Origin of the sequence: Bifidobacterium merycicum DSM 6492 (assembly GCF_900129045.1) — a bacterium.
GTDB classification, from domain to species: Bacteria; Actinomycetota; Actinomycetes; order Actinomycetales; family Bifidobacteriaceae; genus Bifidobacterium; species Bifidobacterium merycicum.
The window spans coordinates 145,059-170,559 of sequence record NZ_FQTX01000003.1; the positions used below are offsets into that span (position 1 = coordinate 145,059).

18 protein-coding genes, 1 tRNA gene and 2 pseudogenes are annotated in these 25,501 nt (G+C 61.9%); 6 read left to right on the top strand and 15 right to left on the bottom strand.

The window, feature by feature from the left end; all coding sequences use genetic code 11:
- Window positions 1-43: 43 nt before the first annotated feature.
- Window positions 44-941, bottom strand: a pseudogene (locus tag BUB29_RS05805) (PRD domain-containing protein).
- A 41-nt stretch (window positions 942-982) separates the two neighbouring features.
- Window positions 983-3,073 carry a glucose PTS transporter subunit IIA gene (locus BUB29_RS05810; protein WP_033522719.1) on the bottom strand — a complete coding sequence of 697 codons (2,091 nt, stop codon included), beginning with the start codon at window positions 3,071-3,073 and terminating at the stop codon, window positions 983-985.
- Window positions 3,074-3,402: 329 nt separating this feature from the next.
- Between BUB29_RS05810 and pgm the strand changes: the two genes are divergently transcribed.
- The 3 genes from pgm to rpiA all read left to right on the top strand — a co-directional run bounded on the left by pgm (window position 3,403) and on the right by rpiA (window position 7,151).
- Complete coding sequence (pgm, locus tag BUB29_RS05815) at window positions 3,403-5,079, top strand: phosphoglucomutase (alpha-D-glucose-1,6-bisphosphate-dependent) (RefSeq protein ID WP_033522718.1); 1,677 nt, start codon at window positions 3,403-3,405, stop codon at window positions 5,077-5,079.
- 245 nt (window positions 5,080-5,324) lie between these two features.
- Window positions 5,325-6,344: a ribonuclease H family protein gene (locus tag BUB29_RS05820; protein WP_033522811.1), complete on the top strand. Its 1,020-nt coding sequence runs from the start codon at window positions 5,325-5,327 to the stop codon at window positions 6,342-6,344.
- Between the two features lie 108 nt (window positions 6,345-6,452).
- On the top strand, window positions 6,453-7,151 hold the full coding sequence (gene rpiA, locus BUB29_RS05825) for a ribose-5-phosphate isomerase RpiA (RefSeq protein WP_033522717.1): 699 nt from the start codon (window positions 6,453-6,455) through the stop codon (window positions 7,149-7,151).
- A 79-nt stretch (window positions 7,152-7,230) separates the two neighbouring features.
- Here the strand turns inward: rpiA and BUB29_RS05830 are convergent, their stop codons facing one another.
- The 4 genes from BUB29_RS05830 to BUB29_RS05845 all read right to left on the bottom strand — a co-directional run bounded on the left by BUB29_RS05830 (window position 7,231) and on the right by BUB29_RS05845 (window position 9,981).
- Window positions 7,231-7,785: a hypothetical protein gene (locus BUB29_RS05830; RefSeq protein WP_033522716.1), complete on the bottom strand. Its 555-nt coding sequence runs from the start codon at window positions 7,783-7,785 to the stop codon at window positions 7,231-7,233.
- A complete protein-coding gene (locus BUB29_RS05835) occupies window positions 7,782-9,020 on the bottom strand; it encodes an AAA family ATPase (protein ID WP_033522715.1) in 1,239 nt (412 codons plus the stop codon). The genes BUB29_RS05830 and BUB29_RS05835 overlap by 4 nt, the downstream gene beginning before the upstream one ends.
- 186 nt (window positions 9,021-9,206) lie before the next feature.
- The gene (locus BUB29_RS05840) at window positions 9,207-9,296 is read right to left on the bottom strand and encodes a 30S ribosomal protein bS22 (RefSeq protein ID WP_004268639.1); all 90 of its coding nucleotides are present in this window, start codon (window positions 9,294-9,296) and stop codon (window positions 9,207-9,209) included.
- Window positions 9,297-9,378: 82 nt separating this feature from the next.
- Complete coding sequence (locus tag BUB29_RS05845; protein ID WP_033522714.1) at window positions 9,379-9,981, bottom strand: SH2 domain-containing protein; 603 nt, start codon at window positions 9,979-9,981, stop codon at window positions 9,379-9,381.
- Window positions 9,982-10,060: 79 nt separating this feature from the next.
- Between BUB29_RS05845 and radA the strand changes: the two genes are divergently transcribed.
- Window positions 10,061-11,476, top strand: coding sequence for a DNA repair protein RadA (gene radA / locus BUB29_RS05850; RefSeq protein WP_033522713.1), 1,416 nt, complete (start codon window positions 10,061-10,063; stop codon window positions 11,474-11,476).
- A 57-nt stretch (window positions 11,477-11,533) separates the two neighbouring features.
- Window positions 11,534-11,997: pseudogene (locus BUB29_RS05855) on the top strand (cupin domain-containing protein).
- A gap of 36 nt (window positions 11,998-12,033) precedes the next feature.
- Here BUB29_RS05855 and ribF read toward each other — a convergent pair.
- The 5 genes from ribF to nusA all read right to left on the bottom strand — a co-directional run bounded on the left by ribF (window position 12,034) and on the right by nusA (window position 19,177).
- Window positions 12,034-13,200 (bottom strand): bifunctional riboflavin kinase/FMN adenylyltransferase, encoded by a 1,167-nt coding sequence (gene ribF / locus BUB29_RS05860; protein ID WP_033522712.1) that lies wholly within the window; start codon window positions 13,198-13,200, stop codon window positions 12,034-12,036.
- Between the two features lie 103 nt (window positions 13,201-13,303).
- Window positions 13,304-14,437 carry a tRNA pseudouridine(55) synthase TruB gene (gene truB, locus BUB29_RS05865; RefSeq protein ID WP_033522711.1) on the bottom strand — a complete coding sequence of 378 codons (1,134 nt, stop codon included), beginning with the start codon at window positions 14,435-14,437 and terminating at the stop codon, window positions 13,304-13,306.
- Window positions 14,424-14,936, bottom strand: a complete 513-nt coding sequence (gene rbfA, locus BUB29_RS05870; RefSeq protein WP_033522710.1) for a 30S ribosome-binding factor RbfA — start codon at window positions 14,934-14,936, stop codon at window positions 14,424-14,426. Before rbfA ends, truB begins: the two co-directional genes overlap by 14 nt.
- Window positions 14,937-15,172: 236 nt before the next feature.
- Complete coding sequence (gene infB / locus BUB29_RS05875) at window positions 15,173-17,974, bottom strand: translation initiation factor IF-2 (RefSeq protein WP_033522709.1); 2,802 nt, start codon at window positions 17,972-17,974, stop codon at window positions 15,173-15,175.
- Between the two features lie 159 nt (window positions 17,975-18,133).
- Window positions 18,134-19,177, bottom strand: a complete 1,044-nt coding sequence (gene nusA, locus BUB29_RS05880) for a transcription termination factor NusA (RefSeq protein ID WP_033522708.1) — start codon at window positions 19,175-19,177, stop codon at window positions 18,134-18,136.
- A 74-nt stretch (window positions 19,178-19,251) separates the two neighbouring features.
- On the opposite strand from nusA, the gene BUB29_RS05885 reads away from it, so the two are divergent.
- Window positions 19,252-20,082: a hypothetical protein gene (locus BUB29_RS05885; protein ID WP_143155162.1), complete on the top strand. Its 831-nt coding sequence runs from the start codon at window positions 19,252-19,254 to the stop codon at window positions 20,080-20,082.
- 131 nt (window positions 20,083-20,213) lie between these two features.
- Here the strand turns inward: BUB29_RS05885 and BUB29_RS05890 are convergent.
- The 4 genes from BUB29_RS05890 to BUB29_RS05905 all read right to left on the bottom strand — a co-directional run bounded on the left by BUB29_RS05890 (window position 20,214) and on the right by BUB29_RS05905 (window position 25,488).
- Window positions 20,214-20,302, bottom strand: a tRNA-Ser gene (locus BUB29_RS05890).
- 152 nt (window positions 20,303-20,454) lie between these two features.
- Entirely contained in the window at window positions 20,455-21,255 is an 801-nt protein-coding gene (locus BUB29_RS05895; RefSeq protein ID WP_033522707.1) for a transglutaminase-like domain-containing protein, read from the bottom strand.
- A 58-nt stretch (window positions 21,256-21,313) separates the two neighbouring features.
- Window positions 21,314-23,494, bottom strand: coding sequence for a circularly permuted type 2 ATP-grasp protein (locus BUB29_RS05900; RefSeq protein WP_033522706.1), 2,181 nt, complete (start codon window positions 23,492-23,494; stop codon window positions 21,314-21,316).
- Window positions 23,495-23,760: 266 nt separating this feature from the next.
- Window positions 23,761-25,488, bottom strand: a complete 1,728-nt coding sequence (locus tag BUB29_RS05905) for an ABC transporter family substrate-binding protein (RefSeq protein WP_033522705.1) — start codon at window positions 25,486-25,488, stop codon at window positions 23,761-23,763.
- Window positions 25,489-25,501 lie beyond the last annotated feature (13 nt).

Consider the following 25,501-nt stretch of genomic DNA (forward strand, 5'->3'; position numbering starts at 1 on the left):
GCGGCACTACCACGGCACTACCTCACCGCCGGCGACCATCCGCTCACCGGACGTTCGTTCCACCCGCTTCGGCTCGGTTCGCGTCTGATTTCTTGTGTTCCTCATCCATCACATCCGTGGTGACACGGGAGATGTGCAGGGCGAGATAGGCGATTTCGTCCTCGGTCAGATGCGCGTCCAGACGCAGGGCCGCCACGGCGGCGATCTTGTCGGCGCAACGCATGGCATCGGAATAGGTCTGCTTGATCGAATCGATGATCGGCTGCGGTTCACGGTCGAGCTGCTTGTTCTGGCTGATGCGGACGAACAGATACCGCAGATGGGTGATGAACCTGCCGACGTTGATGCTGTGCTGGTCGAGTTTCACGCCGTAGGACTGTTCGATCACGGCAAGCATCTGTTGGATGACGCCCGTGATCTTATACGTGCGTGACAGGTCTCCCGTGGTGAATCCTGCATTGACCAGATGCATCGCGAAGGCGACCACCTCCCCCCTCGGGAAGGATGCCCCCGAGATACGAGTTGAGCACGTCCACAAGCTTCTTCGCCTGATCGTATTCGCGCGCATACAATGATTGGACTTCTGCCTGCAAGGGGTATTCGACGCTGATGCCCTTGTTGATGCGCCTGATGGCGCCGGTCAGGTGGTCGGCCAAGGCCATGACGAGAGCGGGACGACGCTCGACTTGAGCGGCCATACCGATTTTCGTCATGGCCTCGGTAATCAGCCTGATGATCTCGGGCGGAATGCCCGCGAGCAATTCCGCCATATGATCGGGGTCACGCCCGTCGGAGGGAACGAAACGCTTGACGACTTTCCTTTCGTCGATGCGCTGGCCGGGCTTGGCTTGGAATCCCAATCCGCGCCCGGTCAGTATCACTTCGCTATTCCCATCCTTCGCCAGGACGACATTGTTGTTGAATACGCGAAGTACTTCCACCGTTTCGTTCCTTCCCCAGACGTCGACGTCTTGAGACGTCGTCAGTGCTGGATATCGATTACCGCATCACCGGCCTTCACATCGATATCCGTCTTCGGCGTGACCGAGGCAAGGGCCATGGTGTTGGTCACCGTCATCAGCGTCGTGGTGCTGTACCCGGCCTGCTTGACCTTATCGAAGTCGACAGTCACCAGAGTATCACCAGCGTTCACTCGCTGATCGGTCTTTACGGCGACGGCGAAGCCTTCGCCGTTCATCTTCACGGTGTCGATGCCGACATGCACGAGCACTTCCACGCCGTCATCGGTCTTGATGCCGAAGGCATGGCCGGTTTCGGCGACGGTGGACAGCACACCGGAGACCGGGGCGACCACGGTGGAGTCGGACGGCTGGATGGCGACGCCCTCACCCAGTGCGCGGGAGGCGAACACCGGGTCGCCGGACTCGTCGAGGGAGATGACGTGGCCGGACAGCGGGGAGGCGACGGTGGTGGTCGCCACTGCGGTGGCGGTGGCGGTCGCGGCGGGAGCAGCGGCAACGGCGGGAGCGTTGCCGTTGGAGACCTTCTTGGCTTCCTGCTCGGCGATGTAGTCGGCGGCACGCTGCTTGGCTTCGGCCTTCTGCTCCGGGGTGCGGTAGTCGAAGGTCGCGACCATGAGGAAGGACACGATGAACGCAGCCGCAATGGACACGCCGTAGACCCACATCTGGTTGAAGACCGGGATGGTGAGCAGCGAGGTGAAGGCGAAGGCCGTGGTGGTCACGCCGTGCACGACGGCGCCGGATGCGACGGTGGACGGGAAGAGCCAGCCGAGGATGGCGATGGTGACACCACCGACGGCGCAGCCGACCAGCATGCGCTTGTAGACCATCTTGTAACGCAGGTGGATGCCGTACAGGGACGGTTCGGAAACACCACCGAGCAGGCCTGCGGCGAGGGCGCCGAGGGAGGTCTGGCGCATGACCGGGTCCTTATCGCGCACGGCGAGGAACAGCACACCAGCGGTGGCGCCGAAGCAGGCGAAGTTCCAAGTACCCATCGGGCCCTGGATGAAGTCGTAGCCCAGCGTCTGGATGTTCATGAGCATAAGGGCGTTGAGCGGCCAGTGCAGACCCAGCGGCACTAGGAACGGGTACAGCAGCGGGATGACGATGGCGAAGATGAAGGGCGCATGTGCGTTCATCCAGGCGAGGCCGACACCAATCTCGTTGCCAGCCCACACACCCAGCGGGCCGATGAGGAAGGCGGTCAGCGCACCGACGATGATCAGCGAGAAGAACGGCACGAAGACAAGCTGGACGCTTTCGGGGATGATCTTCTTCAGCCCGTGGTAGACGAGGGCCAGCACGGCGGCCATCAGCAACGGTACGAACACGTTGCCGGAGTAATCGCTCAGCAGCATCGGCAGACCGAAGATCTTGGCGGTGCAAGAGGTGGTGCCCAGAGCCTCATTGGTGGTGCAGACGGTGTCGGTGAAGGTCTTGGTGTCTATCAGGCTGGTGAACTGCGGAGTCATGAGCATGGCCATGATCGCGCCGCCCAGCCACGGGTCGACCTTCAGCTTCTTGGATGCGTTGTACGCGATCATGATCGGCAGGAAGTAGAACACGCCCTTCCAGATGGCCTTCACGAACACCCAGCCGGCGGAGGCCTCGTCGTTCGGGATCACGTTCAGCGAGATCAGCAGGTTGACCAGCGCGATGATGATGGATGCGCCGAGCAGCACGCCCAGGATCGGGCGGAACGAATCGGACAGATACTCGAAGAACGCATCGAGCCAGGCGAACTTGCCGCGCGCCTTGGCGCGTTCCGCGGCCTTGACCTCGGCATCGGTCATCTGGCCACCGGACTTGCCGCCCTTGCCCGCGGCAGCACCGGCGTTGGCCATCTCCGGCAGATGCATGATGTCCTCGTAGACGTTGGCGACGCCGCCGCCGATAACGACCTGGTAACGGTTGTCGCCCTGCGGCACGGTGCCAAGCACACCCTTGGCACCGTCCAGACGAGCCTGATCGACCTTGCCCGCATCCACCAGCTCGAAGCGTAGACGCGTGGCGCAATGGGTGAGGCTGCGAACGTTCTCAGCACCACCAATCGCAGAAATGATCTGCGACGCGGTTGACTCAGCCATTTTCCCTTCCTTCCTTGTTTCATTTCCATTCTTCGCCCCGCAGGCCGTCCGCACCAAACAAAAAAGACCTGAGACCCGGCATTTGAATATGCCAAGTCTCAAGTCTTGCGTCTGTTATGGACTAGCAACCCTGCGAGTAGTCGAATGGAATACAGTTTACACTACGTTTACATGATTGGCAAAATTCTTTGTTGTTAACGTAAAGGTTTGCCGTCGCTCCGCTGTTATGATTTCCGACACGCCGCACGGTGAGTTCGTGCCAACGTTTTCACCGAACAAAATATGACATTACCGCACATTAGCCCATGCCCCGTGGCACAATAAGTCTCATGGTTGCAAATAATGCGGGCAAACCCGCCACCCCAGCAGATCTGATCAATGTCGACGAGGTCATTGGCAAGTACTACGACGTCGTCCCCGACCCGTCCGTTCCGGAACAGCGCGTCTCCTTCGGCACCTCCGGTCACCGCGGATCGTCCCTGAAGACCTCCTTCAACGAGGCCCACATCGTCGCCATCACCCAGGCCATCGCGGAATACCGCAAGAAGGCCGGCGTGAACGGCCCGCTGTACATCGGCCGCGACACCCACGCCCTGTCCGAGCCGGCATGGAAGACCGCCATCGAGGTCCTGGTCGCCAACGGCGTGCGCGTGCGCATCGATTCCCGCGACGACTTCACCCCGACCCCGGTCGTCTCCCAGGCCATCCTGACCCATAACCGCGCCGCGGACGGCACCCAGCGCTTCACCGGCGACGGCCTCGCCGACGGTATCGTCGTCACCCCGTCCCACAACCCGCCCACCGACGGCGGCTTCAAGTACGACCCGGTCACCGGCGGCCCGGCACCGGCCGACGTGACCAACGCCATCGCCGACCGCGCCAACGAGCTGCTCGGCGACTTCAAGAACGTCAAGCGCGTCCCGTTCGAGCAGGCCATCAAGTCCGACCTGGTCGAGCGTTTCGACTACCGCGACCACTACGTCTCCGATCTGGAGAACGTCATCGACTTCGACGTCATCCGTTCCTCCGGCGTGCGTCTGGGCATCGATCCGCTCGGCGGCGCTTCGGTCAACTACTGGCCGCTGATGAACGAGAAGTTCAACCTGGCCATCGACGTCGTGCGCCCGCAGGTCGACCCGACCTGGAGCTTCATGACCATCGACCATGACGGCAAGATCCGTATGGACCCGTCCTCCCCGTACGCGATGAAGGGCCTTGTGGACTCCCTCAACAACGGCGCCTGGGACAAGTACGATCTGGTCGGCGGCACCGATCCCGATGCCGATCGTCACGGCATCGTCTGCCCGAACTGGGGCGTGATGAACCCGAACCACTACATCGCCGTGTGCGTGGAGTACCTGTTCGGCGGCAACCGCCCGGGTTGGCCGGAGAACGCCGGCATCGGCAAGACCCTGGTCTCCTCCTCCCTGATCGACCGTGTGGCCGCTTCCATCAACGCCAAGCTCGTCGAGGTGCCGGTCGGCTTCAAGTGGTTCGTCGATCCGCTGTTCAAGGGCGAAGTCGCCTTCGGCGGCGAGGAAAGCTCCGGCATGAGCTTCCTGCGCAAGGACGGCCGCGTCTGGACCACCGATAAGGACGGCCTGATCCCCGACCTGCTGGCCGCCGAGATCACCGCGAAGACCGGCAAGAACCCGGCTCAGCTGCATCAGGAGCAGGTCGAGCGCTTCGGCGAAAGCTGGTACAAGCGCGTCGACACCCCGACCACGCTCGAGCAGAAGCAGAAGTTCGCCAAGCTCACCGGCGACGACGTCGCAGCCACCCAGCTGGCCGGCGAGGACATCACCGCCAAGCTCACCGAAGCCCCGGGCAACCACGCCAAGATCGGCGGCCTGAAGGTCACCACCAAGAACAACTGGTTCGCGGCCCGTCCTTCCGGCACCGAGAACATCTACAAGGTGTACGCCGAGTCCTTCGAGTCTCCCGAGGCTCTGGACAAGGTGCTCGCCGAGGCCACCGAGGTCGTCGACAAAGCTCTGGCCGACTGATTTCGGCCGGGCTCTTAGCCTGAACGCCTGTCTTTGGGGCGGATCCGCAAGGTATCGCGGGTCCGCCCCTTTTGTTTGCCGTCCATGCCACCCGCTCCCCCACGCTTCGGCGGCTTCGCAGACCGGGCATGGCGTAGGCTGTCTACAAGACATCGTCCCCGCATCTGGGGCGCATGAGGAAAGGATCTCGTATGACCATCACCGTTTCCACGGACGGATCGGCATTGGGCAATCCCAACGGCCCCATGGGATGGGCTTGGGCGGATCACGCCAGGAACGCCGGAGGCACGGCCGGGCACAGGCACGATGACCGTGGCTACGATCACGGCGGGGCGACCAACGGCACCAATCAGATCGGCGAACTGTGCGCCGTGCTGGAGGCGTTGCGCGCGCATCCCGGCGCGGAGCCGCTGCTCATCGAATCGGATTCGCAATACGCCATCAACTGCTCCACCAAGTGGGTGAAGGGCTGGAAGAAGAACGGCTGGAAGAACTCGCAGAAGAAACCGGTGAAGAACGCCGAACTCATCAAGGCCATCGATGCCGAAATCGCCAAGCGCGAAGGTCCCGTCGATTTCCGTTGGGTGAAGGGGCATGCGGGCAATGCGGGCAACGAGCTGGTCGACGAGCTGGCACGCGGCTACGCCACGGACTGCCGTTCCGGGGCCAAGGACGGCTATCTGCCCATCGAAGGATGGCAGTCCCTGCTGCATTCCGAGTATTCGGCCGGCACCGACGTGCCGCCTGACGTCCAGCTGGTTCTCGACGGCAAGGCGAGCGCCGATTCGCTCAGACCGATGTTCGAAATGGCGGGCGATGATGGGAACGGCATCGATTCCGAAGGGACTGGTGGAGAGAACAGCACGGAACACCAGGCGGAGCACACCGTGAAACAATCCGTGAAACGTTCATTCGGCGGTGATCACACGGCCTCACACATGGCGCGAAGCGAGCACGCCGATTCAGCCGAAACTTCGCGCACGGTATCACAGCCGACGGCACAGGCCGCACCACAGCGACATACGCAACCCGTGAGCCCCGCGCAACCTGTGCAATCTGTACGCCCCACGCAACCCGCACAACCCCATTCCGGCAGACCATCCGGATTAAGCGCCTCAGGCGACCTGACGTTCTTCCCCGCCCCGAAAACCAGCCCCCGTTTCACCGGCGAACCGATGCCCGTGCACGGCTACCTCGAAATCGACGGTTATGTGGACGGCGAGGGCAACCTGCACATCACCAACGCGCCGTTCATGCTGCGGTAAAACCCCGAATTACAATGGACACGACGTTCCATCACCGCCGTGACACGGTAGGATGGAAACGACTTATGGCAATGACGCTGCCATATCGCCCACAAGCAAGGAGAAGGCATGGATAAAGCACAACAGGACGCCATGAAGAAAGCCGCCGGCATCGAAGCCGCCAAGCTCATCCAGGACGGCATGATCGCCGGCCTGGGAACCGGTTCCACCGTGAAGTTCCTCGTGGACGAGCTCGGTCGCCGCGTGCAGGAGGAAGGCCTGCAGTTCACCGGCGTCACCACCTCCCGCCGCACGCAGGAACAGGCCGAAAGCTTCGGTATCAAGATCGTGGACATCGATGACGTCGATCACATCGACGTGACCATCGACGGCGCCGACGAGGTCGACAAAAACTTCAACGGCATCAAGGGCGGCGGCGCCGCGCTGCTGTGGGAGAAGATCGTGGCCACCAACTCCAACAAGATCGTCTGGATCGTCGACGAATCCAAGGTCGTCGACACCATCGGCAAGTTCCCGCTGCCGGTCGAGGTGATTCCGTTCGGTGCCGGCCAGGTCGTCAAGAAGTTCGAGGCCAAGGGCTATAAGCCGGTGCTGCGTCTCGACGCCGACGGCAAGGAGGTCCGCACCGACGAGAACAACTTCGTGGTCGACCTGCACCTTGAGCGCATCGAACGCCCCGCCGAACTGGCCGAGGATCTCATCAACACCGTCGGTGTCGTCGAGCATGGCCTGTTCCTCAACATGGTCGACACCGTGATCGTCGGCAACCCCGACGGCCCGCGCATTCTGACCAATTCCAACAGGTGATGTCCAATATCATCGCGAACTGACCGAGGCTCCGGACGAATCCGTCCGGAGCCTCGTCGTTTTCATCCACATTCCGCATTCATTCCGAACGCAGCAAATCGGCCAGGGACAGTTCACCCTTACTTGCCTTCTTATGTACGCGGCGGTATTCCAAAATCGCATCCCGCAGGCTTTCCCCATCCCAGTACCCGCGGAGGAACTTTTCCTTCTTGATATCCGACAGCCCCAGTTCCTTCTGACAGTATCGCGCCGCATCCCTCCCGGCATGATTCATGAAATCGGCGTACCGACCTTCCCTGATAATGGTGAGAATTTCGATTTCAGGCCTCGTATGGAAGTAGTACACGTCCGTATCCGACGCATATCTCGGCAGTTTCAGTTGTTCCTTAAGCGAGTCGAGTATATACAGGATCACGATTGGATTCTCGTAGGACATCTGAAGATACTGGGATGCAAGGTTGTCCGGTTTACCTCGCTGGATGGTTGGACGGCCTGTCATGCGATCGCAGACCACGTCGTCCGAACCGAATCTCAACAATCCGGCATCCAGCAGAATCTCCATGGCAACGCGCTCCGCAGACCCCTCGCAGTACAGCAGATAGGTGGCGGGCTCCGGCAATTGGAACCCGCTCACCGGGGATCCCCCTTATCCGCCACGTATTGGGTGACATAGCGGAACATGCTCTCAATGGCGCGTCCGCTCGGCGCCGTGCCACGGCATTTGCCGGACAGGAACACGTCGGCGCGACTGAGATCAGGCCGAGCCTCGATATCGCTGTATTTTGTGACCAGCACCCCGTTCCCCGGCCCTTGCCTGGTCGTGAAATAGATACCGTCAATGCGCTCGAGGCTGTTCAGCAGCTCCGGGTAGTGCGTGGAGAAAACCAAAACCGCACCATGGGGATTGGTACGCGGCGCTTTGAACAGATCCACTATCGCCTCGACGAGTTTCTTGTTCAGACTGTTCTCAAGCTCGTCCACGATCATGATTCCACCGCCCACCAGCGCGTCCAGCGCGGTGCGGATAATACGTGCGCCTCGGGTGGTACCGACCGATAGCATGAGCGAAGCCTGTGCCTGCGGCAGCACATGCTCCTCGGATTCCCCGACGAACTTGAGATGCGCCTGACCATCGGTATCCACGTCCAACCGCTCGACGCTGGAATCGAATACGCCCATGACGCTTGGATCGACGTCAGGGATGAGGTAACGATTACGTAGCATGTCCAGATACGCAAGAATCGGCAGCGGGCCAAAGTCGAACCCGAAGGTGAGGCTCCGGTCACGGGAAAGGAACTTCTTCACCCTGTCGTCCAGTTCACGATCCCCGCCGACATTGCGCGTTGCATATATATCGCTATGCCTCTTGAACACCTTGGGATCGGCCAGTTCATTCTTGACGAGATGCCGATCCCTATGCCGATGGAGTTGCTCCCGAGTGAAATCCACAGCCACGGTTTCGTCACCTTCGCCTGTGCCATCCATGCCAGCCCCGCGATGGATAATGTCCAGATGGCTTTCCAGCAACCACCATTCACCTTGGTCTTCGAATATCGCCTGGAAGTCAAGACCACTGTCGTCCACAAGCGGTATGAGCGGCATATACAACGGACTGTTGAGGACGATGTCATTACCTCTGATGATGTCGCCGGCCAATGCGGTCGCACGAAGAACCGTGGTCTTGCCTGTGGCGTTCAATCCGGCGATTGCCACCACCGTCTGGGAGCATACGGCGGAGCCGATACCCGTCATGCGGCGCGTGGCGTGGGAGACCTCATCCACAACGCGAGAGGACGCATAGAGATCAAGACTCAGCGCATGATCTTTGAACAAAGAAAAACCTTTGAAGGTGTATTTGATGAGCCTCATACCCCTCCTTTTGTAACATTTGCCCGTTTTCTTCGTTTAAATATTACAGCTTTATCGGGACGGAAGCACGCCTTCCAACCCGGAACCGGCATAAAACTACACATCGACCCCACGGGATGGAATAAAAAACGAACCCCGCGGGCGTTATGTCTCGCGGGGTCATTAATGCCTTAAAGCCTTGTAAGACTACTTGCGCTGGTGGCGGGTCTTACGCAGCAGTTTGCGGTGCTTCTTCTTGCTCATCCGCTTGCGGCGCTTCTTGATGACGGAACCCATCTGAAGCCTCCATTCCGATTAATCGTAAAGTTGCAACTTTCCAAACTATACACGTTCTTACGGACTATGCCACTGGCGTGTATCACAGGGGGAACTTCTGCACGAAACGCCCCACGCCGGCCGCGGAACCGGTGGCCTGGAACACGACCGTATCGTTGTACCACACCGCGGTCGCGAACTTGGCGTTCTCCTTATTCTCCCGAACCACGTACTCGCCTGTCTCGTTGCCGTGCACCTTCACCGCACCGGAATACAGCGTCTTGCCGGTCAGCTTCTCGGTCAGGGAGCCGTACTGCGTCTTCGCGGAATCCGAAGCGCTCCACTGGCCGACGATCAGTGTGATATCATCGCTCTTCTTACCTGTGCTGTAGGTCAGCGTGTACTCCTCCAACGGCGACGTGGACTTCCAGGTTTCCGAACTATCGGCCTTGGTACGCGCGAAATTCAGCACGCTGTCCGGCATGGCCTTGAGCAGCTCGGTGGCATCCTTCGGCAACGCCACCGCATCGATGGCGGGCGTGGTGGGCTCCTTCACCTGCTCCTGCTGCTGTTGCCGGTCGACCTGCTTATTCAACGCCCAACCGGGCCACACGAACGCCGACACCATGGACAACGCGATGATCACCACGGCGACGATGATGACGATGAACAGTTTGCGGTGCGATGAGCTGCGTGTATTCGGCATATTTCGATTGTGACACAGCCGTCTGACGCTCCGGCGATAGCGAACCACCTTGTCGCTTCGCCTCGGTAGCGTCGGTTCCATGGCAAAGACGTCCGTACAGTATCTCTGTTCCGAATGCGGTTGGAGTGGCCCGAAATGGGTGGGAAGATGCCCAGAATGCAGCCAATGGGGAACGGTCGAGGAGTTCCGTGAGGCGCGTCCGTCCGCACGCTCGCGTACCGCCGCGCCCGGGCACGACCGTCGCGCCATCGCCACCGATGCCGTCAGCGCGGTTTCAGCCACGGCAATCACCGAAATCGGAACCGACACCGTGGCACGTGTTCCAACGGGTTTCTCCGAATTCGACCGCGTGCTCGGCGGCGGCATCGTTCCCGGCTCGGTGGTGCTCATCGCGGGCGAACCCGGCATCGGCAAATCCACGCTGCTGCTGGAAACCGCCGGCAATATCGCCAGAACGCACCGCGACGGCACCGTACTGTACATCTCAGGCGAGGAATCCCAAGCCCAGGTATGTCTGCGAGCCACGCGCATCAACGCGGTGGAGCCGAATCTGCTGCTCGCCGCCACCACTGATCTCGGCACGGCGCTCGGCCTCATCGAACATCACAGGCCATCGCTTGCCATCGTCGATTCGGCGCAGACCATCGTCTCCCAGGATGTAGACGGTATTTCGGGCGGTTCCACGCAAGTACGCGAGGTGGCGAGCGCACTCATCGACACCGCGAAGACATTGGATGTGCCGGTGCTGCTGGTGGGGCATGTGACCAAGGACGGTTCGATCGCCGGTCCACGCACGTTGGAGCATCTGGTGGATGTGGTGTGCCAGTTCGAGGGCGATAGTGAGACCGCGCTGCGTCTTTTGCGTGCGGTGAAGAACCGTTTCGGACCGACGGATGAGGTCGGTTGTTTCGATATGAGCGGCGAGGGCATCGAGGAGGTGACGGACCCGTCCGGTCTTTTCCTCTCGTCGAACGGCGACACCACCAGTGCGCCCGTTGAGGGCACATGCGTCACGTTCACGTTGGATGGGCATCGTTCATTGCCGATCGAGGTGCAGGCGTTGGTCACCGATTCGGTGCTGCCCACGCCGCGCAGGGCGGTGAACGGGGTGGATGGCAGCCGCATCGCCATGTTGACCGCCGTACTGTACCGTCACGGCAAGCTGAATCTGCTGGGCAATGATCTGTATGTCTCCACGATTGCCGGTGGCATCGCCAAGGAGCCCGGGTGTGATTTGGCTATCGTCGCCGCGTTGGCGAGCGCCGCGAAGCACTCCCCCATTCCCCGTACCACCTGCGCACTCGGCGAGATTTCGCTCACCGGGCAGGTCCGTCCCGTTCCGCGCCTGGAATACCGCCTCCGTGAGGCGGCCCGATTGGGGTTCACCACGGCGGTCGTGCCCATATTGCGCAAGCCGATCACGGTTCCCGGATTGCGTATCGTGCAGGTGGATACGTTGCAGGATGCGTTGGCGTCACTGCGCACACAATCGTGATGGCGGGTCGATGCACCGAATGGAGACAGCAAGGCACTGGATGACAAGGAGGATGTAATGAGCATCGCAATCGAAGATATGAGCGACTACGCGCGTTCCGTGGTGAATGCGCTCGGCATGGAGGCACATCCGGAAAGCGGTTGGTATGTGCGTGACTGGCAGTCGCCTAACACCGATGCCGATTCGGCACGCCCGTTGAGCTCGCTGATTTATTTTCTGCTGCCTGAAGGCGATGCCAGTGCATGGCATAAGGTGGATGCCGATGAAATCTGGCTGTGGCATGGTCCCGCCCCGGTAACCCTTCAGCTGGGCGGCAACGGCCCGGCCCCGGCCAGCGACGACCCTCTGGACACCATCACGTTGAAGTCCGGTATGCCGCCGAGGCTTCCGCTGATGCAGTGTGCGGCCATGCGGTGGTTCCCGCCGGCGTATGGCAGCGCACGGTGCCCGGTTCCGGCGATGCGCTGGTGTCTTGCGTGGTAAGTCCCGGATTCGTCTTCGAGGGTTTCACTCTCGAATAGTTCCCGAGTAGGCAACGCCGGAAGCGACGTTCCGGTTTATGCCGTAATCGCCTTGGTTTCCTCGACGTTGCGCTTCAGTTCGTCGGCCAGATCCTGCGCGGAATCGAATTTGACCTGCGGGCGGAGGAATCCGGCGAATTCCACACGGACGGTGTGGCCGTACAGTTCCAGCCAATCCTCGCTCAGGCAGTAGGCTTCCACCACACGCTCATGCCTGCCAGTGGCTTCGCTGAACGTAGGCTTGGTACCGATGGAGATGGCGGCCGGCCAGCGGGGCGCGTCCTTCGCGTCGCGTACACGCGCCGCACGAGTCTCAAGATCGGCGTTCCCGGAGGATTCGCCCAAATCGACGAGCCAGCCCGCGTACACGCCGTCCACCGGCAGATACCCGGTGACGTCGGCGCCGAGATTGGCCGTGGGGAATCCGATGGAACGTCCACGCTCCTCGCCATGCACCACGTCGCCGGTCACCGCATGGGCATGGCCGAGAATCGCATCGGCGTCCTTGATGCGACCGTTGCCCAGCAGATAGCGCACGTTGCTTGAACTCCACGTGCGCACCGGCCTGGCCTGATGCTTCTTGCTCCATGCGCGGCGTTCGGCCTTGTTGGCATTCGCCAGCGGGTCGGCGGGCTCACCCCATTCGGTGGGCATCTGCGGCTTCCAGTCGCGCGGGATGCGCACTTCGCCGGGACCGCGATCATCCACCACGTCGAGTTCGAACACGCCGGTCGCCGCGGCGAGATTCGCGATCGCGTGCACATCGCCCTTGCGCCCGGCTCCCAATGCGGCGTCGGCGCCGAGCACCAGCGTGCGCATGCCGAGTTTGCCGGTCAGCTGGCCAAGGAAGAAAATATAGGATTTTTCGGCGAATGCCAGCGAATAACGCACCACGTACACCTGTTCGATGCCGGCCTGTTCCATGGCGACCAACCGCTCGTCCACACCGGTGAGCGCATCAGCGTCCACCGCGGGCGCGTTCCCACCGTGCGCGTGCACGAATGCGGGACGGGGGTCGAACAGCATGACCGCCGAAGCCGCGTCATGCCGCTTCGCGAGTTCCACGACGCGACCGATCACCGCCTGATGCCCGAGGTGCATGCCGTCGAAGGAGCCGAGCGTGAGCACCATGCGACGGTCCTTGTCCACGTCGGGCCATTCGATATCGCCGTGCTCGTCGGGAATCAAAGTCGTGATGTTCATGCGTGATGTCCTTCGCGTTGTACTGATGATGTACGTTTATGTGCGTTCTAACGTTTGCGCCGCGTCCACTGTAGCAGGCGCGCCAGCCCGCGTTCCCGGCGTCTCAGTCGGCCGGGAACACGGTGAGCGGCTTGGCCATATGGGCGTTGGCCCTGCCGATGATGGCCACGACGTCCGCGTTCGCGTCCGTATTGTTTTCCGCCGCCGGCACGTAGGCTACGGTGTCACAGCTCACGACCCGCGCGATCCGCCTGCCGAACCGCAGTTCCGCCGCTTCGCTTGCATCGATGGCGATGACCGGCATGGCGCCCTTGGCGGCATCCAACATGCCGAGCGCATGACGCAGTACCCATGCGGTGCGTTCGTCGCCGCGTTCGAACGGCGTATCGAGTACGGCCCGATTGCGGGTGATGGTTTCGCCTTCACGGTTCGTGAAGGTCTTCGGTTCCGCATGGGCGGTGATGATGCGTTCCGTGTTCGTCTGCGGGTCGGCGAGACCGCTGGCGTCGTCGGGCAGGGCGAAACGCCCTACGCGCGTGCGACGCAGACGGGTGAGATAACCGCCGACGCCGAGCGCGGCCCCCAAATCGCGCGCCAGGGCGCGGATATACGTGCCGGATGAACAGCTGACGCGCACATCCACGTCCAGCACGGGTTCCGCATGACCGTCATCAGGCGTGGCGTACAGCGGGCATGCGGCATCCTCAAGTCCCGCATACCCCTGTCTGGCATCAAGTACGGCGAATTCGCCGATGGTGACCTTGCGGGCCTTAAGCTCCACATCCTTGCCTTCACGGGCGAGATCGTAGGCGCGTATGCCGTTGATCTTGATCGCGGAGAAGGTATTGGGCACCTGATCGATGCCGCCGAGGAACCGTGAACGGATCATGCCCTCCACCAGTCGCACGGCTTCCTCCGGATCGGCGGGCGGAAGAACCGCCGCCGTCTCACCGCCGTGGAACCGGCATACCTCGCCTTCCGCATCGTCGGTGGTAGTGCACAGACCAAGCCGGATGGTCGCCTCATACGTCTTGTCGTGTTCGACGATGGCACTCAGCAGTCGCGTGGCGCGGCCGAACGCGAGCACCAGCAATCCCGTGGCCATGGGATCCAACGTGCCCGCATGACCGACCTTCTTGATATGCAACGCCCCGCGTGCGGCGGCGACCACATCGAAGCTGGTGACGCCCTGCGGCTTGTCGACCAGCAGCAGACCGGACGGTTCAGGCTTGCTCATCGTCCCAATCTTCATCGTCGTCATCCCAATCGTCCGAATCCGTCTGATCGGCTTCGCCTTCGTTCTCCTCGGGATGCTTATACGGATCGGCTTCGCCCGCATACTGCGCGGTTTCGCGGGCCTTGGCGAGTTCCTCGTCACGCTTGCGCGCGATGGCGAGGATGTCTTCGATCTCATGCGCCTCGCCGGGCACCTCGTCGAACACGAACTGCAGCTGCGGGGTCAGGCGCAGGCCGGCCTTGGTGCCCACCAGGGAGCGCAGACGTCCCTTGGCCTGGTTCAGCGCCTGCTGGGCGCGCTTGCGTTCGCCATCCTCATGGCCTTCATGGCCGAGCTGGGTCCAATAGACTTTGGCGAGCTGCAGATCGTTGGTCACGCGGACTTCGGTGATGGTGATGTTCGCCAGTCGCTTGTCGTGCAGCTGGGCCTCCATCGAGGAGGCGATCACACGCTGGATCAGGGCCGCGATACGCGCGGCGCGCGGGTTGGTTCCTGCCATGGGTTTTCCTTTACGTATTTCGATGGTGTTGCGCTCCCTCACGTTTCCTGTGGTGCGGGGAGCGATCGGCCGGTCTTCGCGTTCCGGCCTGATATGCGCCGTCGGGCGTGGGAGCGGGACGGCCGCTCAATGATATGCCCGTTAAAACGAATCAGTGCACGCCTCTGCCGTGGCCTCGCCATCGGCGGAAACGTACACTGATCGTTCATATGACCGTCGTCGTTCGCTTGCGACGACTACTTGCGTTCGATTTCGCGCATCTCGAAGGTCTCGATGATGTCGCCGATCTCGATGTCGTTGAAGGTGCCGAGGTTGATACCAGCCTCGTAGCCTTCCTTGACGGACTGCACGTCGTCTTTGAAACGACGCAGCGAGGAGATTTCCAGATCGTTGACAGTGGCCACGCCGTTGCGCAGAATACGGCACTTCGTACCACGCTTGACCTCGCCGTCCTGCACCATGACGCCGGCGATGTTGCCGAACTTGGAGGAACGGAAGATCTCGCGGATCTCGGAGTGGGAGGTGGTGACCTCCTCGTATTCCGGCTTCAGCATGCCCTTCAACGATGCCTCGATATCCTCGATGGCCTTGTAGATGATCGAGTAGTACTTGATCTCCACGCCTTCGCGCTCGGCCAGATCCGCCACCTGACGGTTCGGACGCACGTTGAAGCCGATGATGACGGCCTTGTCGACGGTCGCGAGGTTGACGTCGTTCTGCGTGATGGCGCCGACGCCGCGGTGGATGACCTGGATGCCGACCTCGTCGGACACCTCGATCTTCATCAGGGAGTCTTCCAGCGCCTCGACGGAACCGGAGGAATCGCCCTTGATGACGATGTTGAGCATATCCACCTCGGACTTGGCGAACTGCTCCTTAAGGCTTTCGAGGGAGACGATCTTGCGACGCTTGGCCAGCTGGGCGGCACGCTCGGTGGCCTGACGCTTCTCGGCGATCTGACGGGCCGCACGGTCGTCGCCCGCCACGAGGAACAGGTCGCCAGCGGTGGGCACGGAGGTGAGGCCGAGCACCTGCACCGGGCAGGAGGGGCCAGCGGTCTTCATCTGCTTGCCGTTCTCGTCGAGCATGGCGCGGACGCGGCCGTACGAGGTGCCGGCGACGATCGAATCGCCCACGTGGAGCGTACCGGACTGCACCAGCACGGTGGCCACCGCACCGCGACCCTTATCGAGTCGGGCTTCGATGGTGGCGCCACGGGCGTCCATATCCGGGTTGGCGCGCAGGTCGAGTTCCGCGTCGGCCGTGAGCAGCACGGCTTCGAGCAGCTTGTCGACGTTCGTGCCCTGCTTGGCGGAGATGTCGACGAACATGGTGTCGCCGCCGTACTCCTCCGGCACGAGGCCGAACTCGGTGAGCTGACCGCGGACCTTCTCCGGATTCGCGCCCGGCTTATCGATCTTGTTCACGGCGACCACGATCGGCACGTGAGCGGCCTGGGCGTGGTTGATGGCCTCAACGGTCTGGGGCATCACACCATCATCCGCGGCGACCACGAGGATCGCGACGTCGGTGAGTTCGGCGCCACGCGCACGCATGGCGGTGAAGGCCTCGTGGCCAGGGGTATCGAGGAAGGTGATCTTGCGCTGCTCGCCCTCAAGGGTGACGGACACCTGGTAGGCGCCGATGCGCTGGGTGATGCCGCCGGCTTCGCCTTCGATGACGTTGCTGCGACGGATGGTATCCAGCAGTCGGGTCTTACCGTGGTCGACGTGGCCCATGACGGTGACGACCGGCGGACGGGGCTTGAGGTCCTTATCGTCCTGCAGCTCTTCCTCATCAAGGTCGATGTCGAACTGCTGCAGCAGCTCCTTGTCTTCCTCTTCGGCGGAAACCAGCTTGATGTTCCAGCCGATCTCCTCGCCGAGGATCTGGAAGGTGGCTTCGTCGAGGGACTGCGTGGCCGTGGCCATTTCGCCGAGGTGGAACATCACGGTGACGAGGGCCGCCGGATTGACGTTGATCTTCTCGGCCAGATCGGCAAGGCTCGCGCCCTGACGCAGACGAATCACCTGACCGTCGCCGCGCGGAATACGCACGCCGCCGATGGTCGGTGCTTTGATCTCCTCGTATTCGCGACGCTTCGCCAGCCTGTTCTTACGGGCCTTCGACGACTTGCCGCCCTGACGTCCGAATGCGCCTGCAGCGCCGCCGCGACCGCGACTGCCGCCGCGTGCGGGACCGTTGCTCGGACCGCTGCTCGGGAAGTTGTTCTGCTGGCCGGTGCCGCTACGGAAACCGCCGCGTGCGCCGCCGCCCTGCTGACCGCCGCGCTGCGCGCCGCCATTGCGGTTCTGGCCCCACTGGCCGGGACGTGCGCCCTGCGCTCCCTGACCCGGACGACCGCCACGGAAACCGCCACGGCCACCACGACCGCCACGGCCACCACGCCTGTCCTCGTTGTTGTTCACAGTCGGACGAGCCATCGGATGCGGACGGGGGATGTCACCCGGGGTGGGCGTGTGCATGCCCTGCTTGCGGCTGAACGGATTGTTGCCCGGACGCGGACCGGGGGTATGCGGACGCTGCTGCGAGGACGCGTTGCCCTGCGCGGCGTGCGGTGCGGGAACCGGGGCCTTCGGACCCGGCTTGGCCGGACGTGCGCCCGGCTTGGGCTGCTGTGCGTGCGGCGCGGACGGCTTTTCGCCGCGCTGCTGCAGGGCGTTGCCGTTACGGTCGTTACGGTGCGGCTTGGGGCCGGGCACCGCGGGACGCTGATGCCTTGCCGCTCCCGCTCCCGGCTTGGCCGCCGGAGACGGCTTGGCGGGGCCGGGCTTCGCACCGGGCTTGGCGATCGGCTTCGGGGTTGCCTTGGGGGCGGCGGCCTTCGGCTGCTCCTTGCCCTTGGCTGCGCCGTCGCCCTTCGGAGCCAACGCGGCCTTGAGCTTGCGCTCGACCGGGGGCTCAACGGTGGAGGATGCCGACTTGACGAATTCCCCCATATCCTTCAGCTTCTCCAGCACGGTCTTGCTGTCGAGGCCAAGGTCCTTGGCGATTTCATATACGCGTGGTTTTGCCACTACTTGTTCTCCTATCTGTGACCACGCGCCCGCGCAGTCAATGCTCGATGACGGTGAGCCTGTTCATCGTGCAACCATGATCGTGTGTATCCTCGTCGTTCGACTCAGAGCCTACTTATGCCTGATAAATTCCGGCATAAGCATACCCAGAGCGCTGGATTATTCGTCCGCCTGCTTGTCCGCCTGCTCAGCCATCTTCTTGGCATGGCTTTCGGCGGATTCGATGCCGATCTTCCAACCGGTGAGCTTGGCGGCCAGACGAGCGTTCTGCCCTTCCTTGCCGATGGCCAGCGACAGCTGGTCGTCGTGGATGAAGGCGATGGCGGTCTTGTTCTTCTCGCTGATGACCTGCACGCCGGTGGCGACGGCCGGAGACAGAGCCGACGCGACGAATTTCGCCGGATCCGCGGAGTAATCGACGATATCGATCTTCTCCTGGCCGAGGTTCTCCATCACCGCACGGACACGGGCACCGCCGGGGCCGATCAGAGCACCCTTCGGGTTCACACTTTCCGTGTTGGCCTTGACCGCGATCTTGGTGCGGGCACCGGCCTCACGGGCGATGGCCATGATCGACACCGCACCGGAAACCAGTTCCGGCACTTCGCGTTCGAACAGGCAACGCACCAGCTCCGGGTGGGAACGGGAGACGATGATCTCCGGCCCCTTGATGCCACGACCGACGTTCACCACATACACGCGCAGACGCTCGCCGTGACGGTAACGCTCACCCGGCACCTGCTCGCGGCGCGGCAGCAGCGCTTCGACATCGCCGACGGCGATATGCACGTTGGAGGGATCCTTGACGTCCTGCTGGACGATGCCGGTGATCAGCTTGCCCTTCTGGCCGCTGAACGCGCCGAAGATCTTCTCATCCTCCGCGCGACGGAACAGCAGGGTGATGACCTGGCGTGCCGTGGCGGCGGCGAGACGACCGAAATCCTTGGGGGTGTCGTCGTACTCTTCACCCAGCGTGGGCGCGGGATGCGGGTTCTCCTCGGTGGGGGTTCCCGGAATCTCATCGGCCGCCCACACGGTGAACGTGCCGGCACGGTCGTCGAGTTCGATGCGCGCATGCTTGGCGGCGTGCGGCGTCTTCAGATATGCGAGGCGCAGCGCCTCGGAAAGAGCGTCATCAAGTGTTTCAGCGTCAATACCCTGCTCCGCTGCGAGCTTATGAATTCCTGCCAGGTCCAGTTCCATGTTCCGCAAGACCTCCCTTAAATTATTGCGTACTAGGCTCATATGGTCATAGTCAAAGCTTATTCTACTGTTTTATGCAGACACTTCGAGACGCCTTCCCCTTGGGCGCACGGCCGTTGACGATAGCGGCCGTATGCGCCATGCTCATGCCGCTCGCGGGATGCTCGGCACCGAATCTCGAAGCGCAGGTCAACGAGGCCGCCAAACCCGACACCTGCGAAAGCTCGTATGAGTCCGCTGTGGCGGGGTCGGGCGATATGGCCGCCGGCCATTCCCTGATGATGCGTTATCTCGGCGCGACCGCCGCCGCATCGGCTTGGTCCACCGTCGCCTCGTCCTGCCCGGCGCGCGCCGTCGAAGGCGTCGTGCATTCCGCGCAATCCTTGTACACCGCCCAAGTGCTCGCCTCGCGTTTGGGGATCGCCGCCGCTTCCGCACCCACCATGGATTATGGCTCGCTGGTGAAGCTGAGCATGGACACCGATGCGCTGTCGAAAATCGTATTGGAGGAGGATCGCGCCGGTTTCTCGCTGGGCGTACTGGCGGCTCGCGGCGTCGCCAACGCCACCCTTGCCAACAGCGACGCGCACAAGACCGCCGCGCAACGACTGTTCTCGCTGTCCGAAGCCGGCACGGACCCGCGTCAGAAGGTGTATGCGGTCGATCATCTGATAGCGAATCCGCAAACCATCGACGATCCCGCCAACAAGATCGAGGCATCCACCGTCGCCGCCATCGAGATGAATTGCGCGCGCGCCTACCTTGAGGCGTTGTCCGGGTCGAAGCACATTTCACGCGCCACGCTCGCCTGGCTTGCCGATGCCGCCACGGCCCGCGTCTGGCATGCTTTCGAACTCGGATACCCGGTGTTCGACGCCGCATTGCTCGAACAGGATGAGGGCTGAGGGCCGATCACGTTCCGCACGGCTCGGCGAATGCCGGGATCCGGCGACCGACGGCAAGCGGCGGAAACGAAACGGACGGCGGAAACGAAACGGATATGACAAAGCCCACCGGGAATCCCGATGGGCTTTTATGGCGGATAAGGCGAGATTCGAACTCGCGGAGGGGTTCGCCCTCACACGCTTTCGAGGCGTGCTCCTTAGACCGCTCGGACACTTATCCATATGTTGCAAGCAACTTGTCCATTATGCCACAAAAAACCGATACGGCAAATCGTGTCGCACATGTCGCGTCGTGCAACGGCCTGCAGCGCGACGGTTGCACGACGGTTGCGCGACGGCCATATACCCAGCCATGCAACGGCCGCACGGGCATCACAGCAGCTGCTCATGCACCGATGCATTCACCCACTGGTCCTGCTTGACGTCATCACCGAAGAACGTGCCGATATCAAGCATGCAATCACGGTAATCACGCCCATGCGCGATGGTGATGTAGTTATCGTCCACCATACGATTGTGCGTCGGGTCGAATCCAATCCACCGCCCGTAGTGGTAGATCTCCACCCAGGCGTGCGTCGCGCCTTCGCCACCGAGCAGACCGGCGATATACCGCGCGGCGAGCCCGCAATGGCGGCATACCGCCAGCATCACGTGCGCGTAATCCTGGCACACGCCGCTGCGTTGCGCAAGCGCCTGCTCGGCGGTGGTGCGGATCGTGGTGGAACCCGGCGTGTAGACGAAGGCCTTGAACACCTCATCCATGATCGCCCCGGCCTTATCGAGCGCCGTGGCATCGTCCGCCAGCCGCTCCAATCGGGTGCGGCAGATCGCGATCAACGCCTCGACGGCCGGCCCGGGAACGGTGAGCGCCGAATCGAAACGGTACAGGGGCCGGTAACGTTCCGCCTTGATATGCGCGTTGTCCACGAATGCGATGCCGGTGACCCGGTAATTGAACATCGTGTGCGGTTCCGGGATGAACCCGGTGCTCACCACGGAGTCGAAGGCATCGATGGTCGTTTCGAGTTCGGTATGCGGCTCCACCATGACATCGACGTCCACAACCTGCTGGCGTGGTCCGGTCACGGGGATGCAACGCAACTGGAAACGATGGTTCGTGACCGGCGAGCTGAAGCTCAGCTTCATCTCGTAATCAAACACCAATTTCTTCATGGCTCATGTCCCAAGTCCGATCGGGCAATACGGTTCTCACGATACCCACCACCCGCGTTCACGGGCGATGGGCGTCCATATTCATGGCGCTCAGCGTCCCCTTTTCCGCGGAATCATGCATGATGGAACGCTTGCGGAAATCGTCGAGGAACGCCCGGAGCTTGGCGGTCAGCCTGTCGTAGCCACGTTGGGGCAGTTGCGCGAGCAGCCAGTTCAGCCCGTCGGCGAAGCATTGCGGCAACGGCAATCCGTCGAGAAGATGCGCGTACGCCTCGAGGTTGCGCAGCGATACGTCCAGTTCATCATCCGGCATATGGAAGCGCGTGTACAGGTCGATGCGCTCAAGGTACTTGCCGACGAAGATGAACGCCTTGAGCTCCTTATCGGCCGAGGAGTTCTCGATGCCGCCCCAGAACGCGAGCATGTTATCCGCCACATCGCGTTGCGCGTAGATGTCGCCGTCGTTGGCGCTGCGTTCGGCGGCGTCGGTGATGTTCGTCAGGGCAAGCTCGATGTACTGCAGCAGACGCGACGAAAGCTCGGGCCGCAAAATCACCGCGTTGTTGAACGCGCACACGATGGCGCTGCGCACCGAATCCGGATTGTTCCCGTCATACAGGAACGATTCGATGAATGCGTCGAAATCCTCGAAGTCCTCGGGCAGGTCGAGTGCGTGGGCGAATGGGCGGAACGCGTCGGCGTCCTCGTCCATCACACGGTCGTAGAAGGGATAGAACTGCACCAGCGTGGTGAACGCCCGCTCGGTGTACCGGCCGAGCCAATACAGGTTGTCTGCCTTGGACGCGGTGACCAGCTGCAGCGCATGCTTGCGCACATGCGGGATAAGATTCACCGACGTGATCTCCTCCCCGGCTCTCATACCGTCCTTCGTATCGGGGGCGAGCACCCAAGTGTCCTTGAAGCCGCCGCCCTGCGAGGAGTTGACGATCATCTGACCGGGAACGGACGAATAGCGCGTCAAGCCCGAATACCATACGTGCATGTTCTGACCGGTGAGGACGAAGGCGCGCAGATCGGCCTTGCGTGGCACGGTGTCGCCGGTCGCCGTATCGACGACCTCAAGATCACGGAATTGGATGACTTCCTGCGCGATGAACCGCCTGGGCTCGGCTTTGATGCGGTCGGCCAGATCCTCGCGCTCGGATTTGTCCAGATCACTGCCGAACACCACGCCGTAACCACCGGCTTCGGCCACATCCTTGATCACCAGTTCGCCGAGCCTGTCGAGCACTTCGGCGCGATCCTTGCCGAACATGGGCATGTAGGTGGGCGCATTGTTCAGGATCGGCTCCTCGCCCAGATAGTATCTGATCATCTGCGGCACGAAATAGTAGATGGCCTTGTCGTCGGCCGCGCCGTTGCCCGGCGCGTTGACGATGGAGACGTTGCCCGCACGGTAGGCGGAGAGCAGGCCGGGCACGCCGATCACCGAATCGGGGTTGAAGGCGAAGGGATCGAGGTAATCGTCGGAAAGACGCCGGTAGACCACGCCCACACGATGCCGGTTGCCCGCATAGTCGAGGAAGAACAGACGGTTGTCCACGACTTCGAGATCCTCCGGGAACGCGAGCGTGGCACCGGTCTGTTCCGCCAGATACGCGTGCTCGAAGAACGCGGAATTGTATCGTCCCGGCGACAGCACCACCGCGATGCCGCCCGTGGATACGAAGTCCATCGCCTTGCGCAGTAGACGGGAGTAGTCGCGGTTGTCGCGCACATGCACGTCGCGGAACAGACGCGGGTTGATGCGACGTTCGATGTCGCGCGCGAACAGCGGGTAGCTTGCGCCCGAGGGAATACGCAGATTATCCTCCAACACCCACCATCGGCCATCCTCGCCTTGCACGAGATCCTCCCCCGCGATGTGCGCGAACACGCCGCCTGGAGGGGTGACGCCGTTCACCTGCGGATAGTAGCCCGCCGACGTGTAGACGAACTCCTCGGGCACCACGCCGTCGTGGATGATCTGCTTATCGGAGTAGATATCGCGCAGATACGCGTTCAGCGCCTGGACGCGCTGCTTGAGACCGGCTTCAAGCCGGTCGAACTCGTCGGATTCGATGATGCGCGGCACCGGATCGTAGGGGAACAGACGATCATGGTATTCGCCGTCCTTGTATACGCCGAAGCGCACGCCGTTGCGGCTGAGTTCCCTATTGATCTCCTCACGCCGTGATACCAGTTCCTTGGCCAGTTTCCGTGCCGCCGATTCGATCATCGTTCCACGCTCCTTCCGTCCCTCGCGACGGATGCCAATATGGGGTACCGCGCATGGTCAGCCTTGATAGAAGCGAACGTAACGGCGTTCGGTTACCGGATGGTGCCGCGGATTGTTACGGTATTGTCATCGGTGACGCGCACCGCAACATGCCGTACACATGGCCGTGACATGACGATCCCCGTGCGGGTCGCCATGGATGGTCCATGGTGGCCAGCACGGGGATCGACGTGGCCTATCGGCGGCTGTCCGCTAGCGGAAGCGACTCACTTCTGCCAACCGATATCCTGCGGCAGAGAACCCGCGAAGCCGGCCGAACCATAGTTGGCCAGACCGGTCTTCGTGGCGTAATAGGACGGCGGTGTGGACACCGGAATGGTGCCGTACAGCGCCAGCGCGGCCTTTTCCGCCTTGTTGGTGGCCTTGGCCTGGGCATCATAATCAGACAGCGCGCCGGCCTTCTTCACCAGCTCGTCGACTTCCTTGCTGCCCACATAGGTGAAGTTCGACGGACCGTCGGAGGTATACAGCTGCGGCGCGGAGGTCACGAAACTGAGCGCGGCGCTCGCCTGCCAGGCCATCGGCAGCACCTGGTATTCGCCGCTGGTCACGGTGGACGAGAACTTGCTTTCGGTCTTGTTGACGACCTTGACCTTGACACCGGCCTTCTTCATCATGGCCTGATATGCGGTGGCCAGAGCCTGCTGGGTGGCGTCGTCACCGAAGTAGGTGAACGTGACCTGCAGCGTCTTGCCGCCCTTGGCGTAGTAGCCGTCATCGCCCATCTTGTAACCGTCGGACTCGAGGGTCTTCTTGGCGTTGTCGACGTTGTACTTCGCGTCGGCCGGCATGTTGTTCTCATAGCCCTTCTGGTACGGCATCAGCAGCTCGGAGCCCGGCTGGGTGGCATCCCACTTCATGCCTTGGTACTGCACGCTGTTGTAGGTATTGACATCGAACGCCTGGGTCAGCGCCTTACGCACCTTGATGTCGTCCAGCGGCTTGGACTTGCCGTTGTATTCGAACACACGGGTCTTGGTGCTGTAGCCGTAGCGGAGCTGCGTGTCCTTCACGCCGCGCACCTGCTTGATATCGTCCTTGGTGCTGGCGATGGCAGCATCGATTTCGCCGTTCTGGAAGGCGTTGAGCTCGGCGCTGCTCTCCATCTGCTTGTAGATCACCTTGCTCAGCTTCGGCTTGTCGCCCCACCACTCCTCATTCGGGACGAAAGTGACCTGGGAATCGCTGAAGGACTGGACCTTGAACGGACCGGCGGCCCATTCGTTGTGCGGGTTCTTCACCCATCCCTGGGTGAAGGTCTTCGGATCGGCGGCCTTCGGGTTCACCAGTCCGGAGAACACCAACTGCCACGGATAATACGGGGTCTTGTACTTGACGATGACCTGCTTGGCATTGGAGCCCTGCTCGACGCTGGCGATCTGGTCGAAACCATCGGTGCTCGGCGGGTTGTAGTCCGGGTTGGAACCGTTGTTGGCCTCCCAGGTCGCTTTGAATGCGGTCCAGTCGATTTCGCTGCCGTCGTTCCATTTGGCCTTCGGATTGATGTCGTACTGCACGACCATTGGGTTCTCGCTGACCAGCCTCATATCGGTCAGGAAGTCCTTGTTCACCTTGATCGGGGAGCCGGAAACCTGATCGGAAAGCAGCAGGCTCGGCTGATACCAGCTCCACAATTCGGACATGTACCCGGTGTTGCCGTCGGTGCTCAGATAGTTCCAGTTCGGACCGATTTCGACAATACCCAGTGTCAGCGTGCCGCCGTCCTTGATGTTGTCGCGAGACTGGTGGTTGTCGTAACGCTGCTTGACGTTCGGCATCGGCAGATCACCGGTGTAGGACGATGGAACGCCGTCTGCCGGCTCCTCCTTCAACGCGCTCGATGAAGAACCGCCATTCGCGCCGCAGCCTGCGAACAGCATCGAGAACGACGCCGCCACGGCAGCAAGCGACATAAGCTTGTTTTTCCTGTTCATTTTCCTCTCCAAT

Excerpts from the sequence above, each read along its gene's own strand:
- BUB29_RS05810 (WP_033522719.1), bottom strand. The coding sequence starts at position 3,073 with ATGGCTGAGTCAACCGCGTCGCAGATCATTTCTGCGATTGGTGGTGCT.
- pgm (WP_033522718.1), top strand. The coding sequence starts at position 3,403 with ATGGTTGCAAATAATGCGGGCAAACCCGCCACCCCAGCAGATCTGATC.
- BUB29_RS05820 (WP_033522811.1), top strand. The coding sequence starts at position 5,325 with ATGGGATGGGCTTGGGCGGATCACGCCAGGAACGCCGGAGGCACGGCC.
- rpiA (WP_033522717.1), top strand. The coding sequence starts at position 6,453 with ATGGATAAAGCACAACAGGACGCCATGAAGAAAGCCGCCGGCATCGAA.
- BUB29_RS05835 (WP_033522715.1), bottom strand. The coding sequence starts at position 9,020 with ATGAGGCTCATCAAATACACCTTCAAAGGTTTTTCTTTGTTCAAAGAT.
- BUB29_RS05840 (WP_004268639.1), bottom strand. The coding sequence starts at position 9,296 with ATGGGTTCCGTCATCAAGAAGCGCCGCAAGCGGATGAGCAAGAAGAAG.
- BUB29_RS05845 (WP_033522714.1), bottom strand. The coding sequence starts at position 9,981 with ATGCCGAATACACGCAGCTCATCGCACCGCAAACTGTTCATCGTCATC.
- radA (WP_033522713.1), top strand. The coding sequence starts at position 10,061 with ATGGCAAAGACGTCCGTACAGTATCTCTGTTCCGAATGCGGTTGGAGT.
- ribF (WP_033522712.1), bottom strand. The coding sequence starts at position 13,200 with ATGAACATCACGACTTTGATTCCCGACGAGCACGGCGATATCGAATGG.
- truB (WP_033522711.1), bottom strand. The coding sequence starts at position 14,437 with ATGAGCAAGCCTGAACCGTCCGGTCTGCTGCTGGTCGACAAGCCGCAG.
- rbfA (WP_033522710.1), bottom strand. The coding sequence starts at position 14,936 with ATGGCAGGAACCAACCCGCGCGCCGCGCGTATCGCGGCCCTGATCCAG.
- nusA (WP_033522708.1), bottom strand. The coding sequence starts at position 19,177 with ATGGAACTGGACCTGGCAGGAATTCATAAGCTCGCAGCGGAGCAGGGT.
- BUB29_RS05885 (WP_143155162.1), top strand. The coding sequence starts at position 19,252 with ATGCAGACACTTCGAGACGCCTTCCCCTTGGGCGCACGGCCGTTGACG.
- BUB29_RS05895 (WP_033522707.1), bottom strand. The coding sequence starts at position 21,255 with ATGAAGAAATTGGTGTTTGATTACGAGATGAAGCTGAGCTTCAGCTCG.
- BUB29_RS05900 (WP_033522706.1), bottom strand. The coding sequence starts at position 23,494 with ATGATCGAATCGGCGGCACGGAAACTGGCCAAGGAACTGGTATCACGG.
- BUB29_RS05905 (WP_033522705.1), bottom strand. The coding sequence starts at position 25,488 with ATGAACAGGAAAAACAAGCTTATGTCGCTTGCTGCCGTGGCGGCGTCG.